16 protein-coding genes are annotated in these 17,772 nt (G+C 67.1%); all 16 read left to right on the top strand.

Going from position 1 to position 17,772, the window contains the following annotated elements; all coding sequences use genetic code 11:
- Positions 1-8 precede the first annotated feature (8 nt).
- The 16 genes from AC06FB_RS00265 (at position 9) to fliE (ending at position 17,761) form a co-directional block, all read left to right on the top strand.
- Positions 9-1,136 carry a flagellar basal body P-ring protein FlgI gene (locus AC06FB_RS00265; RefSeq protein WP_414487527.1) on the top strand — a complete coding sequence of 376 codons (1,128 nt, stop codon included), beginning with the start codon at positions 9-11 and terminating at the stop codon, positions 1,134-1,136.
- A gap of 1 nt (position 1,137) precedes the next feature.
- Positions 1,138-2,334, top strand: coding sequence for a flagellar assembly peptidoglycan hydrolase FlgJ (gene flgJ / locus AC06FB_RS00260; RefSeq protein WP_478053230.1), 1,197 nt, complete (start codon positions 1,138-1,140; stop codon positions 2,332-2,334).
- 8 nt (positions 2,335-2,342) lie between these two features.
- Positions 2,343-4,223: a flagellar hook-associated protein FlgK gene (gene flgK / locus AC06FB_RS00255; protein WP_476341601.1), complete on the top strand. Its 1,881-nt coding sequence runs from the start codon at positions 2,343-2,345 to the stop codon at positions 4,221-4,223.
- Positions 4,220-5,422: a flagellar hook-associated protein FlgL gene (gene flgL, locus AC06FB_RS00250; protein WP_053517905.1), complete on the top strand. Its 1,203-nt coding sequence runs from the start codon at positions 4,220-4,222 to the stop codon at positions 5,420-5,422. Before flgK ends, flgL begins: the two co-directional genes overlap by 4 nt.
- A 369-nt stretch (positions 5,423-5,791) precedes the next feature.
- A complete protein-coding gene (locus AC06FB_RS00245; RefSeq protein ID WP_053517904.1) occupies positions 5,792-7,009 on the top strand; it encodes a flagellin in 1,218 nt (405 codons plus the stop codon).
- Positions 7,010-7,081: 72 nt separating this feature from the next.
- Complete coding sequence (locus tag AC06FB_RS00240) at positions 7,082-8,314, top strand: flagellin (protein ID WP_065176170.1); 1,233 nt, start codon at positions 7,082-7,084, stop codon at positions 8,312-8,314.
- Positions 8,315-8,400: 86 nt separating this feature from the next.
- Complete coding sequence (locus AC06FB_RS00235; protein WP_460256541.1) at positions 8,401-9,579, top strand: flagellin; 1,179 nt, start codon at positions 8,401-8,403, stop codon at positions 9,577-9,579.
- Positions 9,580-10,015: 436 nt separating this feature from the next.
- On the top strand, positions 10,016-11,431 hold the full coding sequence (gene fliD / locus AC06FB_RS00230) for a flagellar filament capping protein FliD (protein ID WP_065176168.1): 1,416 nt from the start codon (positions 10,016-10,018) through the stop codon (positions 11,429-11,431).
- Between the two features lie 127 nt (positions 11,432-11,558).
- On the top strand, positions 11,559-11,975 hold the full coding sequence (gene fliS / locus AC06FB_RS00225) for a flagellar export chaperone FliS (RefSeq protein WP_053519586.1): 417 nt from the start codon (positions 11,559-11,561) through the stop codon (positions 11,973-11,975).
- The gene (locus AC06FB_RS00220; protein WP_053519587.1) at positions 11,972-12,265 is read left to right on the top strand and encodes a hypothetical protein; all 294 of its coding nucleotides are present in this window, start codon (positions 11,972-11,974) and stop codon (positions 12,263-12,265) included. Before fliS ends, AC06FB_RS00220 begins: the two co-directional genes overlap by 4 nt.
- Positions 12,262-12,840: a PilZ domain-containing protein gene (locus AC06FB_RS00215; protein WP_053519588.1), complete on the top strand. Its 579-nt coding sequence runs from the start codon at positions 12,262-12,264 to the stop codon at positions 12,838-12,840. The genes AC06FB_RS00220 and AC06FB_RS00215 overlap by 4 nt, the downstream gene beginning before the upstream one ends.
- A gap of 91 nt (positions 12,841-12,931) precedes the next feature.
- Positions 12,932-13,564, top strand: coding sequence for a response regulator (locus AC06FB_RS00210; RefSeq protein ID WP_053519589.1), 633 nt, complete (start codon positions 12,932-12,934; stop codon positions 13,562-13,564).
- A gap of 269 nt (positions 13,565-13,833) precedes the next feature.
- Positions 13,834-15,243, top strand: coding sequence for an RNA polymerase factor sigma-54 (rpoN, locus tag AC06FB_RS00205; protein WP_065183028.1), 1,410 nt, complete (start codon positions 13,834-13,836; stop codon positions 15,241-15,243).
- A gap of 14 nt (positions 15,244-15,257) precedes the next feature.
- Positions 15,258-15,635, top strand: a complete 378-nt coding sequence (locus AC06FB_RS00200) for a response regulator (RefSeq protein WP_053519591.1) — start codon at positions 15,258-15,260, stop codon at positions 15,633-15,635.
- On the top strand, positions 15,632-17,137 hold the full coding sequence (locus tag AC06FB_RS00195) for a sigma-54 dependent transcriptional regulator (RefSeq protein WP_065176167.1): 1,506 nt from the start codon (positions 15,632-15,634) through the stop codon (positions 17,135-17,137). The genes AC06FB_RS00200 and AC06FB_RS00195 overlap by 4 nt, the downstream gene beginning before the upstream one ends.
- 258 nt (positions 17,138-17,395) lie before the next feature.
- Complete coding sequence (fliE, locus tag AC06FB_RS00190; protein ID WP_053519593.1) at positions 17,396-17,761, top strand: flagellar hook-basal body complex protein FliE; 366 nt, start codon at positions 17,396-17,398, stop codon at positions 17,759-17,761.
- The last annotated feature ends 11 nt before the right edge of the window (positions 17,762-17,772 follow it).

Here is a 17,772-nt window from a genome sequence, read left to right as displayed (position 1 = left end):
GCATGGCCATGACGCTTACCTTCTTCTCTTCCTGGCACCGTCTGTCATCGCTGTGCTGCCTGGTGCTGCTGGCAGTGGCTGCGCCCGCCAATGCCGAGCGCATCAAGGATCTGGCCCAGGTCGGCGGCGTGCGCGGCAACGCGCTGGTCGGCTACGGCCTGGTGGTCGGCCTGGATGGCAGTGGCGACCGCACCAGCCAGGCCCCCTTCACCGTGCAGAGCCTGAAGAACCTGCTGGGCGAGCTGGGCGTGAATGTGCCGGCCAACGTCAATCCGCAGCTGAAGAACGTCGCCGCCGTGGCGATCCACGCCGAACTGCCACCGTTCGCCAAGCCAGGGCAGCCCATCGATGTCACCGTGTCCTCGATCGGCAACGCGGTGTCGCTGCGTGGCGGCTCGCTGCTGATGGCGCCGCTGCGCGGTGCTGATGGCCAGGTCTACGCCATCGCACAGGGCAACCTGATCGTGGGCGGCTTCGGTGCCCAGGGCAAGGATGGCTCGCGGGTGTCGGTGAACGTGCCCAGCGTCGGCCGCATTCCCAACGGTGCCACGGTCGAACGCGCGTTGCCGGATGTGTTCGGCGCCAACGGCGAAATCACCCTGAACCTGCACAACAACGACTTCACCACCGTCTCGCGGATGGTCGCCGCGCTCAACAACGCCTTCGGCGAAGGCGCGGCGCGTGCCGTCGACGGCGTGACTGTGGCGGTGGCCGCGCCAACCGACCCGGGTGCACGCATCGGCCTGCTTGCCCGCATCGAGAACCTGGAGCTGACCCCGGGCAGCGCCCCGGCCAAGGTCGTGGTCAACTCGCGTACGGGTACGGTGGTCATCGGCCAGCAGGTCCGCGTCGGCCCTGCGGCGATCTCGCACGGTTCGTTGACGGTGACCATCCAGGAGAACACCAACGTCAGCCAGCCCAACGCACTGGCCGGCGGCAGCACGGTGGTCAGCCCGCAGTCGACCATCACCGCCACCAACGATGGCAGCCGCATGTTCAAGTTCAATGGCGGCACCACACTGGATGAGATCGTGCACGCGGTGAACGCCGTCGGCGCCGCGCCGGGCGACCTCATCGCGATCCTGGAAGCACTGAAGCAGGCCGGCGCGCTGAGCGCCGAACTCGAGGTGATCTGACATGCGCATCACCCCCGCCTTCGAGCTGAATCCGGCGCAGCAGAACGACCCGGCCAGGATCGACAAGGTCGCGCGGCAGCTGGAAGGCCAGTTCGCGCAGATGCTGGTCAAGAGCATGCGCGATGCCAGTTTCGGCGACTCGCTCTTTCCCGGTGAGAACAAGATGTTCCGGGAGATGTACGACCAGAAGATCGCCGAGGCGATGACCCGTGGCAAGGGACTCGGGCTGTCGGCCATGATCACCCGCCAGCTGTCCGGAGCGACCGCCGAAGGACCGGCGCTGGATACCGGCATCGGCGCTGCGAAGGCCAGCCGGGCCTATCAGCTCAACGCGCCCGCCAAGGCGGCGCCGTCGCTGCCGCTGGAGGACGCCGGCCAGGCCGTACGCATGCTGCAGCAGATGGCCGCAGGTGCACAGCAGGATGCATCGGCCGCCATCGCGCCGATGGAACAGGCCCTGGACCTGATCGCCGGCCGCGAAAGCAGCAGCGTGCACCGGTCGCTGGGCACCGATGATCCGTACATCGCCGGGCTTGACGGCCCCGACTGGGCAGCCCGCAACGACCAGTGGGCCGCCACTGCCAGCAACCGTGGCAGCGGCACTACGACCGATGCGCTGGCGACCCGCACCGCGGTTGCCCAGCTGGGTGCGCATACCCCGGAAGGCTTCGTCGCCAGCATCTGGCAGCACGCGCAGAGCGCAGCCAAGGAGCTGGGCGTGGACGCCCGCGCGCTGGTTGCGCAGGCCGCACTGGAAACCGGCTGGGGCAAGCGCCAGATCAAGCACGCCGATGGCAGCACCTCGCACAACCTGTTCGGCATCAAGGCCAATGGCTGGAACGGACAGCGTGCGGTGGCCGGCACCCATGAGTACGTCGATGGCGTGCGCCGCAATGAAACCGCAAGCTTCCGTGCCTACACCTCGCCGGCCGAGAGCTTCGCCGACTACGTGCGCCTGCTGAAGACCAGCCCGCGCTACCAGCAGGCCCTGCAGGCCGGCACCGATGTGCAGGGCTTCGCCCGGGGCCTGCAGCGGGCCGGCTATGCCACCGATCCGCGCTACGCCGCCAAGATCGCCGCGATCGCCGGCGGCCCGACCATCGAGCGTGCCGTCGCCGCCGTGACCGATGCCGGCAGTCGCCTTGGCCAGACCTTCGCCAGCACCGCAACAGCGGCGCTGGGTATCACCCGTCGTTGAGGAACCCCATGTCCAGCGTACTTTCCACCGGTACCGGTGCCCTGCTCGCCTTCCAGCGCGCCCTGGCAACCACCAGCCACAACGTGGCCAACCTCAACACGCCGGGTTACAGCCGGCAGAAGGTCAATTTCGCCACGGCCGATCCGCAGAACTTCGGCTACGGCACGGTGGGCAACGGCACGCGCATCACCGACATCCGGCGCACTGCCGACCAGCTGGCGATCTCGCGCCTGCTCGACAGCAGCGGCGAGCTGGCACGCCTGAAGCAGTTGTCCGGCATGGCCGACCGCGTCAACGCCCTGTTCTCCGACGCCGCCACCAACGTCGCAGGCGTCTGGTCCAACTTCTTCGATTCGGTCAGCGGCCTGTCTTCCAATGCCTCCGGCACGGCCGACCGGCAGAGCATGCTGGACGGTGGCAAGGCACTGGCCAACCGTTTCGTGCAGCTCAATACCCATCTGAACAACCTCAACAGCGAGGTCAACAACGGCCTGCTCGCCGGAGCGACCGAGGTCAACCGGCTGGCGCAGGAGATCGCCCAGATCAACGGCGCCATCGGTACCAACATCGCCAGCGCGGCTCCGGACCTGCTCGATCGCCGCGACCAGCTGATCTCGCAGCTGATCGGCTACACCGGTGGCACCGCGGTGATCCAGGACGGCGGCGTGATGAACGTCTACACCGCTGGCGGCAACGCACTGGTGGTCGGCACCACCGCCACCCGGGTCACCACCGTGGCCGATCCGTACCAGCCCGAGCGCCTGCAGCTGGCGCTGGAAACGCAGGGCAACACCATCACCCTGGATCCCAAGGCCGTCGGCGGCCAGATCGGTGGGCTGATGGAGTTCCGCGACACCGTGCTGACCCCGGCGCAGGCGGAACTGGGCAAGCTGGCGATCGGCCTGGCCGACACCTTCAACCAGGTCCACCACCAGGGCGTGGATCTCTACGGCCAGCTCGGCGGTGACTTCTTCAACATCGGCACGCCGCGGGTGACGGCCAACAGTGGCAACAGCGGGACGGCCAGCATCAGTGCCAGCTTCGGCGATCTCGGCAAGCTGGACGCGCAGAACGTCGTCCTGCAGTTCGATGGCACGCAGTGGAAGGCGAGCCGCGCCGACACCGGCGCCAGCATTCCGTTGACCGGCACCGGCACCGCCGCCGATCCGCTGGTGATCAACGGCGTCGAGCTGGTGGTCGGCGGCACGCCGGCAATCAACGACCGCTTCCTGCTGCAGCCCACTGCCGGCGTGGCCGGCAGCCTGGAGATCGCCATCACCGATCCCTCGCGCATCGCAGCCGCGGCTGCCGTGAAGGGCGCCGCCGCCACCGCCAATACCGGTACGGGCAAGCTCAGCGGCGTCTCCGTGACCGATGCCGGCCATGCGGACCTGCGCAATCCTGCGGCGATCGTCTTCACTTCCGCCACCACCTACACCATCGATGGTGGCCCACCGCAGACCTACACCCCGGGCCAGACCATCAGCGCCAACGGTTGGAGTTTCGTTCTCGACGGTGCACCGCGCACCGGCGACACCTTCAACATCACCCCGACCCCGGCCGGCTCTTCGGACAACAGCAACGCGGCAAGGCTGGCCAAGGTGGAGAGCGCCAAGGCGTTCAGCAGCGGCACCGTCACCCTGAACGGCGCACTGGGCGGGCTGACCACCCAGGTCGGCGCGGCAGCGCGCTCAGCCGAGTACTCGCTTGAAGCGCAGCTGGTGATCAACGAGAAGGCCCAGGACGCGCGCGACGAGATCTCCGGCGTCAACCTGGATGAGGAGGCGGCGAACATGCTCCGCCTGCAGCAGGCCTACCAGGCCGCCTCGCAGTTGATTTCCACTGCCGACAACATGTTCCAGACGATCCTGGGAGCCGTCCGCCGATGAGCAGCCGCATCTCCACCGGAATGATGTTCAACCAGTCGGTGACGCTGATGCTGGCCAAGCAGGCCAAGCTCAATCACCTGGAGCAGCAGATCGCCACCGGCAGCAAGATCGTCAGCGCCAAGGACGATCCCGTGGCCGCGGGCACCGCCGTGGGCCTGGACCGCAGCCTGGCGGCACTCGAGCGCATGGGCCTCAACGCCGGCAACGTGCAGAACCGGCTCGGCGTGCAGGAGAACACGCTGGCCCAGGTCAATGACCTGATGGGCCGCGTCAGCGACCTGACGTTGCAGGCCAGCAATCCGGCGCTGAGCGCCGCGGACAAGAAGACCCTGATCACCGAGCTGAACCAGATCCGCGACGGCCTGCTGTCGCTGGCCAACAGCAGCGATGGTACCGGCCGCTATGTATTCGGTGGCACCCATGACGGCGATCCGCCGTTCGCCAAGATCGACGGCAAGGTGGTCTATCGCGGCGACCAGACCCAGCGCCAGGTGGAAGTGGGGCCGGACACCTACGTGCTCGACGCCCTGCCCGGCAGCGAGATCTTCATGCGCATTCCGACCGGCGATGGCTTCGTCGACGGCAGCGCCGCCGCAGGCAACACCGGCAAGGGCGTGCTGACCAACATCACCCGCGACGGCAGCGACAGCTGGAACGGCCAGGCCTTCAGCGTGCGCTTCACCGCCAGCGATCAGTACGAGGTGCTGGACGCAACGGGCAACGTGACCAGTACCGGCTCCCTGAAGCCCGGCGACGAACTGGAAGTGAACGGCGTGCGCCTGCAGATCACCGGCGCTGCCGAGCCCGGCGATACCTTCAACGTGCAGCCGGCCGGCAGCCGCGACATCTTCGCGACGATGGACAAGCTGATCGCCGCACTCGACGCCGATACCGGCAGCACCGCGCAGCTGGCGGCGCAGCAGAACCAGCTGCAGAGTGCATTGCGCGACGTCGGTCGCGCGTCCGAGCGGATGATCGATTCGCGTGCTGCCGGCGGATCGCAGCTCAAGGCGCTGGACAATGCAGCGGACATGCGCGAAGCCAACAGTGTGACGTTGAAGACGACCCTGTCACAGATGCGCGACCTGGACTACGCCGATGCCCTGAGCCAGTACCAGTTGCAGAGCACGGCGCTGCAGGCTGCACAGACGATCTTCTCGCAGATGCAGTCGATGTCGCTGTTCAACAAGATCGGCTGATCCGTTTCCAGCACACGCCCATAAAGGCCGCGATGCCCTGCATCGCGGCCTTTTTCATTTCCGCAGCACTTGCCGCTGCCTCGCCCGCGGGTGCGCCGCGCGCGTTCATTCACGATCCACGCCCCCAGGTCCGCCCCACCCGGCGCTGCCAGCGGCGCCCGCCACCCCTGCCCGCCCCCCTTCCAGGCCGGTGAAACCCCGGAAAAACAGCGTCCCGCGGGCTTTTTCCGGTTCATCGGAATTCACGCCTAAAGGTTGTTGACAAAGCGCCGTTATTCATTTGGCAACGGCGAAGCACACAGCCAAACAAAAAACAGGCGGCGCTTCGTTCCATTCACCTACGGGTTCCAAATAAGAGGAGACGACCCCATGGCACAGGTAATCAACACCAATACGATGTCGCTCAACGCTCAGCGCAACCTGAGCACCAGCGGCAACTCGCTGGCCACCACCATCCAGCGCCTCTCGTCCGGCCTGCGCATCAACAGCGCGAAGGACGACGCCGCCGGCCTGGCGATCTCGGAGCGTTTCAGCACCCAGATCCGCGGCCTGGACGTGGCCATCCGCAACGCCAACGACGGCATCTCGCTGGCCCAGGTCGCCGAAGGTTCGCTGAGCGAAGTCGGCAACAACCTGCAGCGCATCCGCGAACTGGCCGTGCAGGCCTCCAATGCCACCAACTCCAGCAGCGACCGCAAGGCCCTGCAGGCTGAAGTGACCCAGCTGGTCAGCGAAATCGACCGCGTCGCCAAGCAGAGCGACTTCAACGGCACCAAGCTGCTCGACGGCAGCTTCACCAGCCAGCTGTTCCAGGTGGGTGCCAACGCCGGCCAGGCCATCGCCATCAACAGCGTGGTCGACGCCAAGGCCAACTCGCTGGGCGCGACGACCTTCGTCAACGCTGGCAGCGCCACCCTGGATGACGCAGCCGTCGATGCCGCCGCCGGCACGCTGGCCAACATCACGGTGGGCGACGTCAGCATCGGCGACGTCACGTTCGACTACACCACCCCGCCAGGCGCGCCGGCCACCGCCGCCGAGATCGCTGCGGTGCGCAAGGTCAACCAGGACAACGCCACCAAGGCGCTGGCTGCTGCCCTGAACGGCAAGATCGGCGAAACCGGCCTGCATGCCGCGCAGTCCACCACCGCGGGCGAAGTCACCCTGACCTCGGTCAAGGCCGACAACACCGTGGCCGGTGTGACCGTGAAGATGGGGCCGACCGCCACCGCAACCGATCTGAACGCCCCCGCCGCCGGCACTGCTGCCGCCCACGTCGCCGACATCCAGATCGATACCGTCGCCGGCGCCCAGCAGGCCCTGGAGATCGTCGACAAGGCCCTGGAATCGGTCAACAGCGTCCGCGCCGACCTGGGCGCGATCCAGAACCGCTTCACCTCGGTGGTCGCCAACCTGCAGACCTCTTCCGAAAACCTGTCGGCCTCGCGCAGCCGCATCCGCGATACCGACTTCGCCAAGGAAACCGCCGAACTGACCCGCACCCAGATCCTGCAGCAGGCCGGCACGGCCATGCTGGCCCAGGCCAACCAGGTGCCGCAGAACGTGCTCAGCCTGTTGCAGCGCTGACATGAGCCGCTCCCGGGGCACGTCGGGGGCGTCTGACCCAACTCACGTGCAACCGCTCAAGGACCTCTCCTCATGGCACAAGTCATCAACACCAACACGATGTCGTTGAATGCTCAGCGTAACCTGAGCACCAGCGGCAGCTCGCTGGCCACCACCATCCAGCGCCTGTCCTCCGGTTCGCGCATCAACAGCGCCAAGGACGACGCCGCTGGCCTGGCGATCTCCGAGCGCTTCGGCACCCAGATCCGCGGCACCGATGTGGCCATCCGCAATGCCAACGACGGCATCTCGCTGGCCCAGGTCGCCGAAGGCTCGTTGACCGAGATCGGCAACAACCTGCAGCGCGTCCGCGAGTTGTCGGTGCAGGCCGCCAACGCCACCAACTCGGCCAGTGACCGCAAGGCGCTGCAGGCCGAAGTGACCCAGCTGGTCAGCGAAATCGACCGCGTTGCCAAGCAGTCCGAGTTCAACGGCACCAAGCTGCTGGACGGTTCGTTCTCCAGCCAGCTGTTCCAGGTCGGTGCCAACGCCGGCCAGGCCATCGCCATCGACAAGGTGGTCGATGCCAAGGCCGACGCGCTGGGCAATGCCGTCTTCGACGCCAACACCATCGCCATCGACGAAGGCGATAGCGTCGCAGCCGATGCGGGCAAGGAAATCACCTATTCCGGCCTGACCATCGGTGGCGGCGGCCTGACCTCGGCGATCAAGATCGCCGACGTCAAGATCACCTCCACCGGCGACGCCGCCAAGGACCAGGCCGCCCTGGCCGCGGCGACCGTGACCGCGATCAACGCCAAGATCGGTGAGACCGGCGTCTACGCCGAACTCGACGGCACCACCGCCGGCCAGATCAACCTGACCTCGGTGAAGGAAAGCGTCGACAAGGACGGCAAGTTCGTCGCCATGTCCGCCACTGCGGGCACCAGCGCCGGCGTCACCGGCTTCGACAGCGCCGCCGCCACCGCCAGCACCGGTGCATCACCGGGCAAGCTGCTGAAGGACGTCGACATCAGCACCGTGAAGGGTGCCCAGCAGGCGCTGGAAGTGGTCGACAAGGCACTGGGTTCGATCAACAACACCCGCGCCGACCTGGGTGCGATCCAGAACCGCTTCACCTCGGTGGTCGCCAACCTGCAGACCTCGACGGAGAACCTGTCCGCCTCGCGCAGCCGCATCAAGGACACCGACTTCGCCAAGGAAACCGCTGAACTGACCCGTACCCAGATCCTGCAGCAGGCCGGCACGGCCATGCTGGCCCAGGCCAACCAGGTACCGCAGGGCGTGCTCAGCCTGCTGCGCTGATCCGCACCGCGATCGACTCCCGGGCGCCGGCCAGACCGGCGCCCGGACCCTGAACCACGTACCACCTCCGCCAAAGGAAATGCACCATGGCACAAGTCATCAACACCAATACGATGTCGCTGAATGCTCAGCGCAATCTGAGCACCAGCGGCGCCTCGCTGGCCACCACCATCCAGCGCCTGTCCTCGGGCTCGCGCATCAACAGCGCCAAGGACGACGCCGCCGGCCTGGCGATCTCCGAGCGCTTCGGCACCCAGATCCGCGGCACCGACGTCGCCATCCGCAATGCCAACGACGGCATCTCGCTGGCCCAGGTCGCGGAAGGTTCGCTGACCGAGATCGGCAACAACCTGCAGCGCATCCGTGAGCTGTCGGTGCAGTCGTCCAACGCCACCAACTCGGCCAGCGACCGCAAGGCCCTGCAGGCTGAAGTGACCCAGCTGGTCAGCGAAATCGATCGCGTCGCCAAGCAGTCCGAGTTCAACGGCACCAAGCTGCTGGACGGCTCGTTCTCCAGCCAGCTGTTCCAGGTCGGTGCCAATGCCGGCCAGGCCATCGCCATCGACAAGGTGGTGGACGCCAAGACCGAATCGCTGGGCACCGCGACCTTCGCCACCGGCGGCACCGCTATTCTGACCGCAAGCACCGATGGCGCACGCATCACCGGCAAGGTGATGGACGTTGACATCGGCACCGTCGAGATCAAGGCCGGCGCGACCACCGAAGAGGCCGCCAAGGCCGTGGCCACCGCCATCAACGCCAAGATCGGTGAAGCCGGCATCTACGCCGAAGCCAACAGCGACGGCACGATGAAGCTGAGCTCGGTGAAGGAAGGCAAGGATGTCGTCGCTGCTGATATCGCACTGGAGCGCAGCAATTTCGACGCTGCCGCGGGTACCTGGAGCGCGAACGCTGCTGCAGCCGCCTACACGGCTGGCACCGCCACCGCTGCCAGCGTGCAGAAGCTGGACGTGAGCACCGTGCTCGGCGCCCAGCAGGCGCTGGAAGTGGTCGACAAGGCACTGGGTTCGATCAACAACACCCGCGCCGACCTGGGTGCGATCCAGAACCGCTTCACCTCGGTGGTCGCCAACCTGCAGACCTCGACGGAGAACCTGTCCGCCTCGCGCAGCCGCATCAAGGACACCGACTTCGCCAAGGAAACCGCTGAACTGACCCGTACCCAGATCCTGCAGCAGGCCGGTACGGCCATGCTGGCCCAGGCCAACCAGGTACCGCAGGGCGTGCTCAGCCTGCTGCGCTGATCCACGGCAAGAAGGTACCGCTGCCGCCGGTCGAACCGGCGGCAGTGGCAACCCGACAGCCACGGCGCACGCAGGCGCGGGCCATGCCCGGCCCGGGACGCTTCCCGAACCGGCTTGGCATCGCCCGCCCCTGCGGACCTCTGTTTCAGCGCTGTACCTTTGACTGTACGCACCGGGCGGCTTCGTCTCCCCCCGATTGTCAGTAGCCTGATCCCTCCCCTGCTTTGGGGGAGGGTTTTTTGCAGACTCCCGGCAGCCTGCGTCGTCCCGACCGCACCCTGCCCCGTCACTCCTGCAACCTGCATGCCAAACCTGCCGTCCGGCACTGGCACGGCGCATGCATCAACGAAGTCCTCAAGACCCAGCGGCGCAGGCCGCTATTTTCGTTGACGACGGGCGGCCGCAGCGCGGCGCCCGGATTACCAGGAGAAACGACGTGGCAGACTTTGGATACGGTGGCATCGGCTCGGGCCTGGACATCTCCAGCATCGTCAGCCAGCTGGTCGCGGCCGACCGCAAGCCCGCCGACAATGCGCTGAACCTGCAGCAGTCCAAGACCAAGATGCAGCTGTCGTCGATCGGCACCGTCACCGCGGCCTTCGACAAGCTGAAGACCGCACTCACTGCACTGAAGGCCACCACAGCCTTCGACACCCGCACGGTCACCGCCAGCAAGGGCGGCAGCGGCGGTACCGACGAGATCCTGACGGCCAGCGTGGCGCTGTATGACGTCGGCACCAGCAAGGCGGCAGCGTCCAATGGCACGCACATCATCGACGTCAAGTCGCTGGCGACCGCACACAAGCTGATCGCCGACACCTCCGTGCCCAAGACCGATACGTTCGCCGCCGGAACCTTGACGTTGACCGTCGGCGTCGGCGACAAGGCCAAGACCATGAACGTGGAGGTCGAGGAAGGCGACACGCTGACCACGATCCGCAACAAGATCGACGCCGCCGGCCGCAAGGAAGGCGTGCAGGCCACCCTGATCAGCTCCGGCGACAACCAGTACCTGTCGATCGCACAGGAAAAGACCGGCGCGGCAAACGCGATCAAGCTCGAATACGCCGGCAGCGACCCGAAGTTGGGAGCGCTGGTCGGCAGCCTGAAGCAGAACACCGCGGCCGCCGATGCCAAACTGACCATCGATGGCGTTGAAGTGGTGAGCGCCAGCAACACCGTGGCCGACGCCGTGCCGGGTCTGACCCTGAACCTGAAGAAGGAAGGACAGAGCACGGTCACGATCAGCACCGACACGGCCGCGGCGACCAAGGTGATGCAGGATTTCGTGACCGCGTACAACGCGGCCATCGCCGCCATCAACACCGAAACCAAGTACGACGCCAAGACCAAGGAAGCGGCAGCCCTCACCGGCGACGCACAGATGCGCGGCGCCGCCAGCCAGCTGCGCTCGGTGATGTCGGGCGTGCTCAAGTCGTTGTCCGGCGATGGCCTGGACGCCAAGGCCATCGGCCTGCAGACCCGTGGCTACCCCAATGCCGATGGCAGCCTGGTGCTTGATACCACCAAGTTCGCTGCCGCGCTTGCCAGCCAGCCGGAGAAGATCCGCCAGGCAATCACCGGCGATGCCGGCGGTGCGGGCCAGCTGTACTCGCTGGTCGACGGCTACGTGAGCACGACGGTCGGCAAGGAGGGTGCGTTCGTTGCCCGCACCAAGGGCCTGAACAACACCCTGGACAGCATCGACAAGCGCCGCAAGGACCTGGATACACGCATGGTCGGTGTGGAGGCACGGTACAAGAAGCAGTTCCTCGCACTGGACAGCCTGATGGGCAAGCTGCAGCAGAGCAGTTCGGCGCTGCAGCAGCAGCTGGCGCAGTTGAACGGTTGACGGACGCGCGCGGCACTCAAGTTTGGTGCCGAACGCACCGATAACGGACGCAACAGCAATCATCGCGGTACTGCCGGCAGTGATCGTCACGATCCTGCTGCAGCACCCAGCGCAAGGAGAATCACGAATGTACGGTTCCAGCCGTCAGTACGCCGAGCAGTACCGCCAGGTGGGTGTGACCAGTGCGGTCACCGATGCCGATCCGCACAAGCTGGTGGCCCTGTTGCTGGCGGGCGCGCTGGAGCGCGTGCGGCGCGCACTGGCCAGCCTCGAGCGCGGCGACCATGCCGGCAAGGGCAAGGCGATTGGCGAGGTCTGCGCCATCGTCGGCCACCTCAACGGCTCGCTGGACCATGAGGCCGGCGGCGAAATTGCCGGCAATCTTTCGTCCCTCTACGACTACGTGCTGCAGCGCCTGACCGAGGCCAACCTGCACAACGACCGCGCCGCCCTGGACGAATCGCTGCAGCTGCTGGGCGAGATCGACAGCGCCTGGAACGCAATTCCGCACGAGCAGCGCCGTACGGCAGCGGTGGCACCATGAGCCTGCAGGCACTGCATGCGCAGCTGGATGCTTTCGAGAAGGCGCTGGGTGAAGATGCCTTCGACACCGCCGACAGTCTGCTCGAAGGCCATGACAGCAAGCTGCACGCGCTGTTGAGCCAACCGCTGGCGGCCGCCGACCATGCGCCCCTGACCGCGCTGTTCGAACGCCAGCAGAGCCTGCTCACCCTGCTGCGCCATCGCCGCGACGCTGTGGCCGTGCAGCTGCACGATGGACGGCGCTCCCTTCGCGCCGCGCACGCCTACCTGCAAGCAGAATCGCTGGCATGACCCTCCTGCCGACCACGTCGCTGCATCACCCGGCCGAAAGCGAGCTGTTCGACGAAACGCTCAGCTGCGAACTGGCGCTGCCGGTCGAGTTCCAGGCCGGCAACGCGGCGGGACGTACCAGCAGCGCCGAAGGCCTGCTGCGCAGCCTGGCGCTGGTCGAAGACAGCCGTGTCGATGAACACGACGAACGCAGCGAGGCCAGCCTTCCGCTGCAGCGGCTGGAAGCCAAGCTGGATCTGGCCATGGTGCTGCTGGGCCGGCTCGTGCGCCAGCAGGGCCCGGCATTGACCCTGCGCCCGGTGCGCTGGTCGCGGCGCGGCATCCGCCTGCAGCTTGGGCCCCGCAGTGGCGCGGCGCCGGGCCAGGCCGGCGTGGTCCGTGTGCAGCCCAGCGACTGGCTGCCCGACCATATCGATCTGCCGGTGGAAGTGGTTGCCGAGGCCGCCGACGGCAGTGGAGGCCACTATCTCTGGCTGCGTTTCCATCGCCTCGGCGACGGGCTGGAAATGGCCATGGAGCGGCATCTGTTCCGCCTGCACAGACGTCAGGTGGCCGAAGCAAGGCGGGCGCGCTGAACCCTGCCACGCCCGCCCGCAACGGACGACGCTTGGCTCGCCCGTTCAGCTAAGTTAAGGTGGACTCCCCTCCCGGACCTCCAGCGTGCCTGTGCGAGTTCTCATCGTCGACGATCACACCCTGGTCCGCGCCGGCCTGGCGCGGCTGCTGCAGGGGTTTGCCGACGTGCAGCTCGTGGCCGAGGCCAGCAACGCCGAGCAGGCGCTGCAACTGGCCCTGCAGCACGCGCCGGACGTGGTGCTGATGGATCTGTCCCTGCCCGGACGCACCGGTCTGGAAGCACTCAGCGACATCCGCATGCGCGCACCCGGCACCCGGGTGGTGATGATGACCATGCACGATGATGCCGCCCACGTGCGCGACGCACTGGATCGCGGTGCCGTCGGCTTCGTGGTCAAGGATGCCGCTCCGCAGGAACTGGAACTGGCGCTGCGCGCTGCACACGCAGGCCAGGTGTTCCTGAGCCCGCAGATCTCGGCGAAGATGCTGGCGCCCATGCTGGGCCGCGAGAAGCCCACCGGTATCGCCGCGCTGTCACCCCGCCAGCGCGAGATCCTGCGCCGCATCGGCAAAGGCGAAAGCAACAAGGAAATCGCCGCCGATCTCGGCATCAGCGTCAAGACCGTGGAAACCCACCGCGCGCGCATGATGGAGTCGCTGGGGTGCCGCCGCGCCAACGACCTGCTGCTGCTCGCCGCCCGCCACCAGCACGAGCTGGAGTGACCGCGCCATCCGGATGACGGGTTCCCGTCACCCCCACAGGCACTGACGGAATCCCGTACACGCCGGCACGACGCCCCGACCGCGTGCGCAACGGGAAATCAATGGCTTGCGACCGGGAAACGTCAACATCCCGCGCCGATGTCGGGAAAACCCCTACACGCTGTCGGGTAATTCACCAACCACCTCAGGAACCCCCTGATTCCGCACCTGCCGGATCAGAAGCAAGATGCGTTCCACAAGGCGTCGGGGAGCGGCGCCGGGGAACCACGATGAAGGCTGCACTCTCGGCCCAGCTGGGCCAACAACTTCACCTCACCCCGCAGCTGCTGCAGTCGATCCGGCTGCTGCAGCTGGACGGGCTGCATCTGGAACAGGAAATACAGCGCCTGCTCGACTCCAACCCGATGCTGGACATCGAGGATGCCGAAGCGCCTGCGCCCGAACCCGTCGACGCCGGCGCCACCACGCTGGAAACCGCGGCGTTCGACGAGCTGCCGGAATCCTCGATGTGGGACGTTGCCGGCGCCAGCTGGCAGGACGGCGACGACGACCGGATGGCACGCATCGCGGCGGGCGAATCGAGCGATCCGCAGCTGCGCGTGCTGCAGCGGCTGGCACTGGACCTGGACGACCGCGAGCTGGCGGTCGCCGCCTTCTGGCTCGAGCATTGCGATGACGCCGGCTATCTGCAGGCACCGCTGGCACAGCTGCAACTGCTGGCCAGCGCCCAGTTCGACATCGCCGCCGATGGTGTCGAAGCGGTCCGCCAGCGCCTGCTGCATGGCGAGCCCGCCGGCATGGCCGCGCGGGACCTTCGCGAAAGCCTGCAGGCCCAGCTGCGCAGCCTGGACGGCGTGGTTCCCGCGCGGCACCTGGCCACCCGCATCCTTGCGGGCGCGCTCGAGCCGCTGGCCGCGCACGACTACCCCGCCCTCGCCCGCCTGCATGACGCCGAGATCGGTGACGTGCGCGAAGCAGTGCGACTGATCCTCTCGCTGCAGCCCCGCCCGGGTGACAACCTGCTGCCGGAACGCAATGCCGTGGTGGTACCGGACGTGGTCGCCTGGCACGCCGACGGCCAGTGGAAAGTGGCCCTCAATCCGGCGACCAGCCGCCGCGTATCGATCAACACGCAGTACGAACAGGCGCTGGCCGACAGCAACGAGGCTGCACCGGCGCTGCGCGAGATGCTGCAGGAAGCGCGCTGGTTCAGCCGTGGCCTGTCGATGCGCTATGACACCCTGCTGCGTACCGCGCGGGTGATCGTCGAGCGCCAGGCCGCGTTCCTGGTCCGGGGCGAGGAAGCGATGGCGCCGCTGACGCTTAAGGAAGTGGCGGAGGAGATCGGCATGCACGAGTCCACTGTCTCGCGCATCACCACCGGCAAGTACCTGCAGACCCCGCGTGGCACCTTCGAGCTGAAGCACTTCTTCGCGGTGCGCCTGGAAGGCGCCAGCGTCTCCGGCCAGGCGGTGAAGGCCATGGTGCGCCGCCTGATCGATGCCGAGCCGGCCGGTCGGCCGCTGGCCGATGAGGCCATCGCCGCCCTGCTTTCGCGCCAGGGGGTGAACATTGCCCGCCGAACCGTCGCAAAATACCGAGAACAACTGGATATCGCCCCGGCCCGCGAACGGCGCCGGCTCAGCGCCAGGCAACCGCAGCTGGCCCGGGTGGGCTGAAAGGGATGTTGGACATGAACACGCTCACGGTCCTGCTGGTCGACGACCACGAAGGTTTCATCAACGCAGCGATGCGCCATTTCCGCAAGATCGACTGGCTGCAGATCGTCGGCAGTGCCGGCAACGGCCTGGAAGCGATCGAGCGCTCGGAGACCCTGCGCCCGCAGGTGGTGCTGATGGACCTGGCGATGCCGGAAATGGGTGGCCTGCAGGCGACCCGCCTGATCAAGTCGCAGGATGACGCCCCGTACATCGTCATCGCCAGCCACTTCGATGACGCCGAGCACCGCGAGCATGCACTGCGCGCCGGCGCCGACAATTTCGTCAGCAAGCTGTCCTACATCCAGGAAGTGATGCCGATCCTGGAAGGCCTCAGGGAGGATCGATCGTGAGCGAGTCGCGCATCCTGGTGCTGGACAACGACGCCGTGCGTGCCGAACGCACCGTTGCCCTGCTGGAATTCATGGACTTCAATCCGCGCTGGGTTTCCGACGCGGCAGACTTCGACCTGGGGCGGCAGCGTCAGAGCGACTGGATGGCGGTGATCGTCGGCAGCCTCGACGACAGCGCCGCCAGCACCGCCCTCTACGCATGGCTGGGCGGCAGCAGCCTGCCGCCGCCGGTGCTGCTGGCCGATGGCGAGGCCAGTGCCTTCGCCCACCGCCACGGCCTGCATGAAGCCAACATCTGGCCGCTGGAGACGCCGCTGCGCCATGCGCAGATGGAAGCCCTGCTGCGCCGTGCCAGCCTCAAGCGCCTGGATGCCGAGCACCAGGCAGGCGCCGTGCAGGAGCAGGGACCCACCGGCAATGGTGCCGCTGTGAGCGCGCTGCGCACGATGATCGACCAGGTCGCGGCATTTGATACCACCGTCCTGGTGCTGGGCGAGTCGGGCACCGGCAAGGAAGTGGTCTCGCGCGCCATCCACCAGCGCTCGCCGCGCCGCGACGGGCCATTCGTGGCGATCAACTGTGGCGCCATTCCAGCCGACCTGCTCGAGAGCGAACTGTTCGGCCACGAGAAGGGTGCCTTCACCGGCGCGCTGACCGCGCGCAAGGGCCGCTTCGAAATGGCGGAGGGCGGCACCCTGCTGCTGGATGAGATCGGCGACATGAGCCTGCCGATGCAGGTCAAGCTGCTGCGCGTGCTGCAGGAGCGCAGCTTCGAGCGTGTCGGCGGCAACCAGACCATCCGCTGCAACGTGCGGGTGATCGCAGCGACCCACCGCGATCTGGAGAGCCGGATCGCCGACGGCAAGTTCCGCGAAGACCTGTTCTACCGCCTCAATGTGTTCCCGATCGACGTGCCGGCCCTGCGCGAACGGCGCGAGGATCTGCCAGCACTGGTGGAAACCATTGCCGCGCAGCTGGCGCGCACCGGCCGCGGCGAAGTCCGTTTCACTGCCGAAGCCCTGCAGGCGCTGGCGGGCTACGAATGGCCAGGCAACGTACGCGAGCTGACCAATCTGGTCGAACGCCTGGCGGTGCTGCATCCGGGTGGTTCGGTCCGCGTGCAGGACCTTCCCGCGCGCTACCGGGGCGACGCCATGCTGGCCCCCGTCAGCACCCCGGCGGCGGTACCGGCAGCACCCAGCGAAGAGCGATTGGACCTGCGCAGCTTCTCCTTCCACACCCCCGGCAGCGGCGGCCAGCCGTCGCTGGAGCACGGCATCGCGGTCAACCGCGCTGCGGCTGCCACGGCCCTGCCCGACGACGGCCTGGACCTGCGCAACCACATGGCCAGCATCGAGCTGGGCCTGATCAATGAAGCGCTGGAGCGGACGCAGGGGGTGGTCGCCCACGCCGCGCAGCTGCTGGGCCTGCGCCGCACCACCCTGGTGGAAAAACTGCGCAAGTACGGCATCGAACGCGAGCAGGCCGAACTGGCCAGCTGAGCGTGATCGCCAGCATGAAGGGGGCACGGACGCCTGGGCTTGCCCGGGCGTTCGTGTATCCGGCGCCGCCGGCAAGGCCAAAAAACCGACGCCGGTTCACTGACACCGGCAGATGACGACAGCGTATCGGCACGCCAGCTCGCCCGTCCTCCGCCGAACGCAAACTTCCGTCACGTTTCTGAACCACTCAGGCGTTCCGGCACGGCACTTGCAGTGATCCCTGCAGATTCCCCATCCCTGTTCCTGGAACCGTTGCAGATGTCCCACTCCGTCACTTCGATCCTTTCGCAGATCCGCACCTACCAGTCCCAGATGGGACAGCCGGTGCTCAATCCGCTGGCTGAAGCGCCGCGCAGCAATGCCCTTCCTGGTGCGGTGCTGGATGCGCCGCAGGTGCAGCCGGCCAGCTTCACCGAGACCCTGCGCGGTGCGATTGCCGGCGTCAACAATGCGCAGCAGACGTCCGGCGCGCTGGCCAAGGCGTTCGAGATGGGCGAACCCGGCGCCGACCTGGCCAAGGTGATGGTCGCCTCGCAGCAATCCCAGATCGCCTTCCGCGCCACCGTGGAAGTCCGCAACCGTCTCGTCCAGGCCTACCAGGACGTGATGAACATGCCGCTGTAAGGAACTTGACG

The sequence above is a fragment of the Stenotrophomonas sp. Steno-C15 genome, from assembly GCF_056393265.1.
Note: the sequence above shows the minus strand (reverse complement) of the source record. Positions and strands in the feature narration are given on the sequence as shown.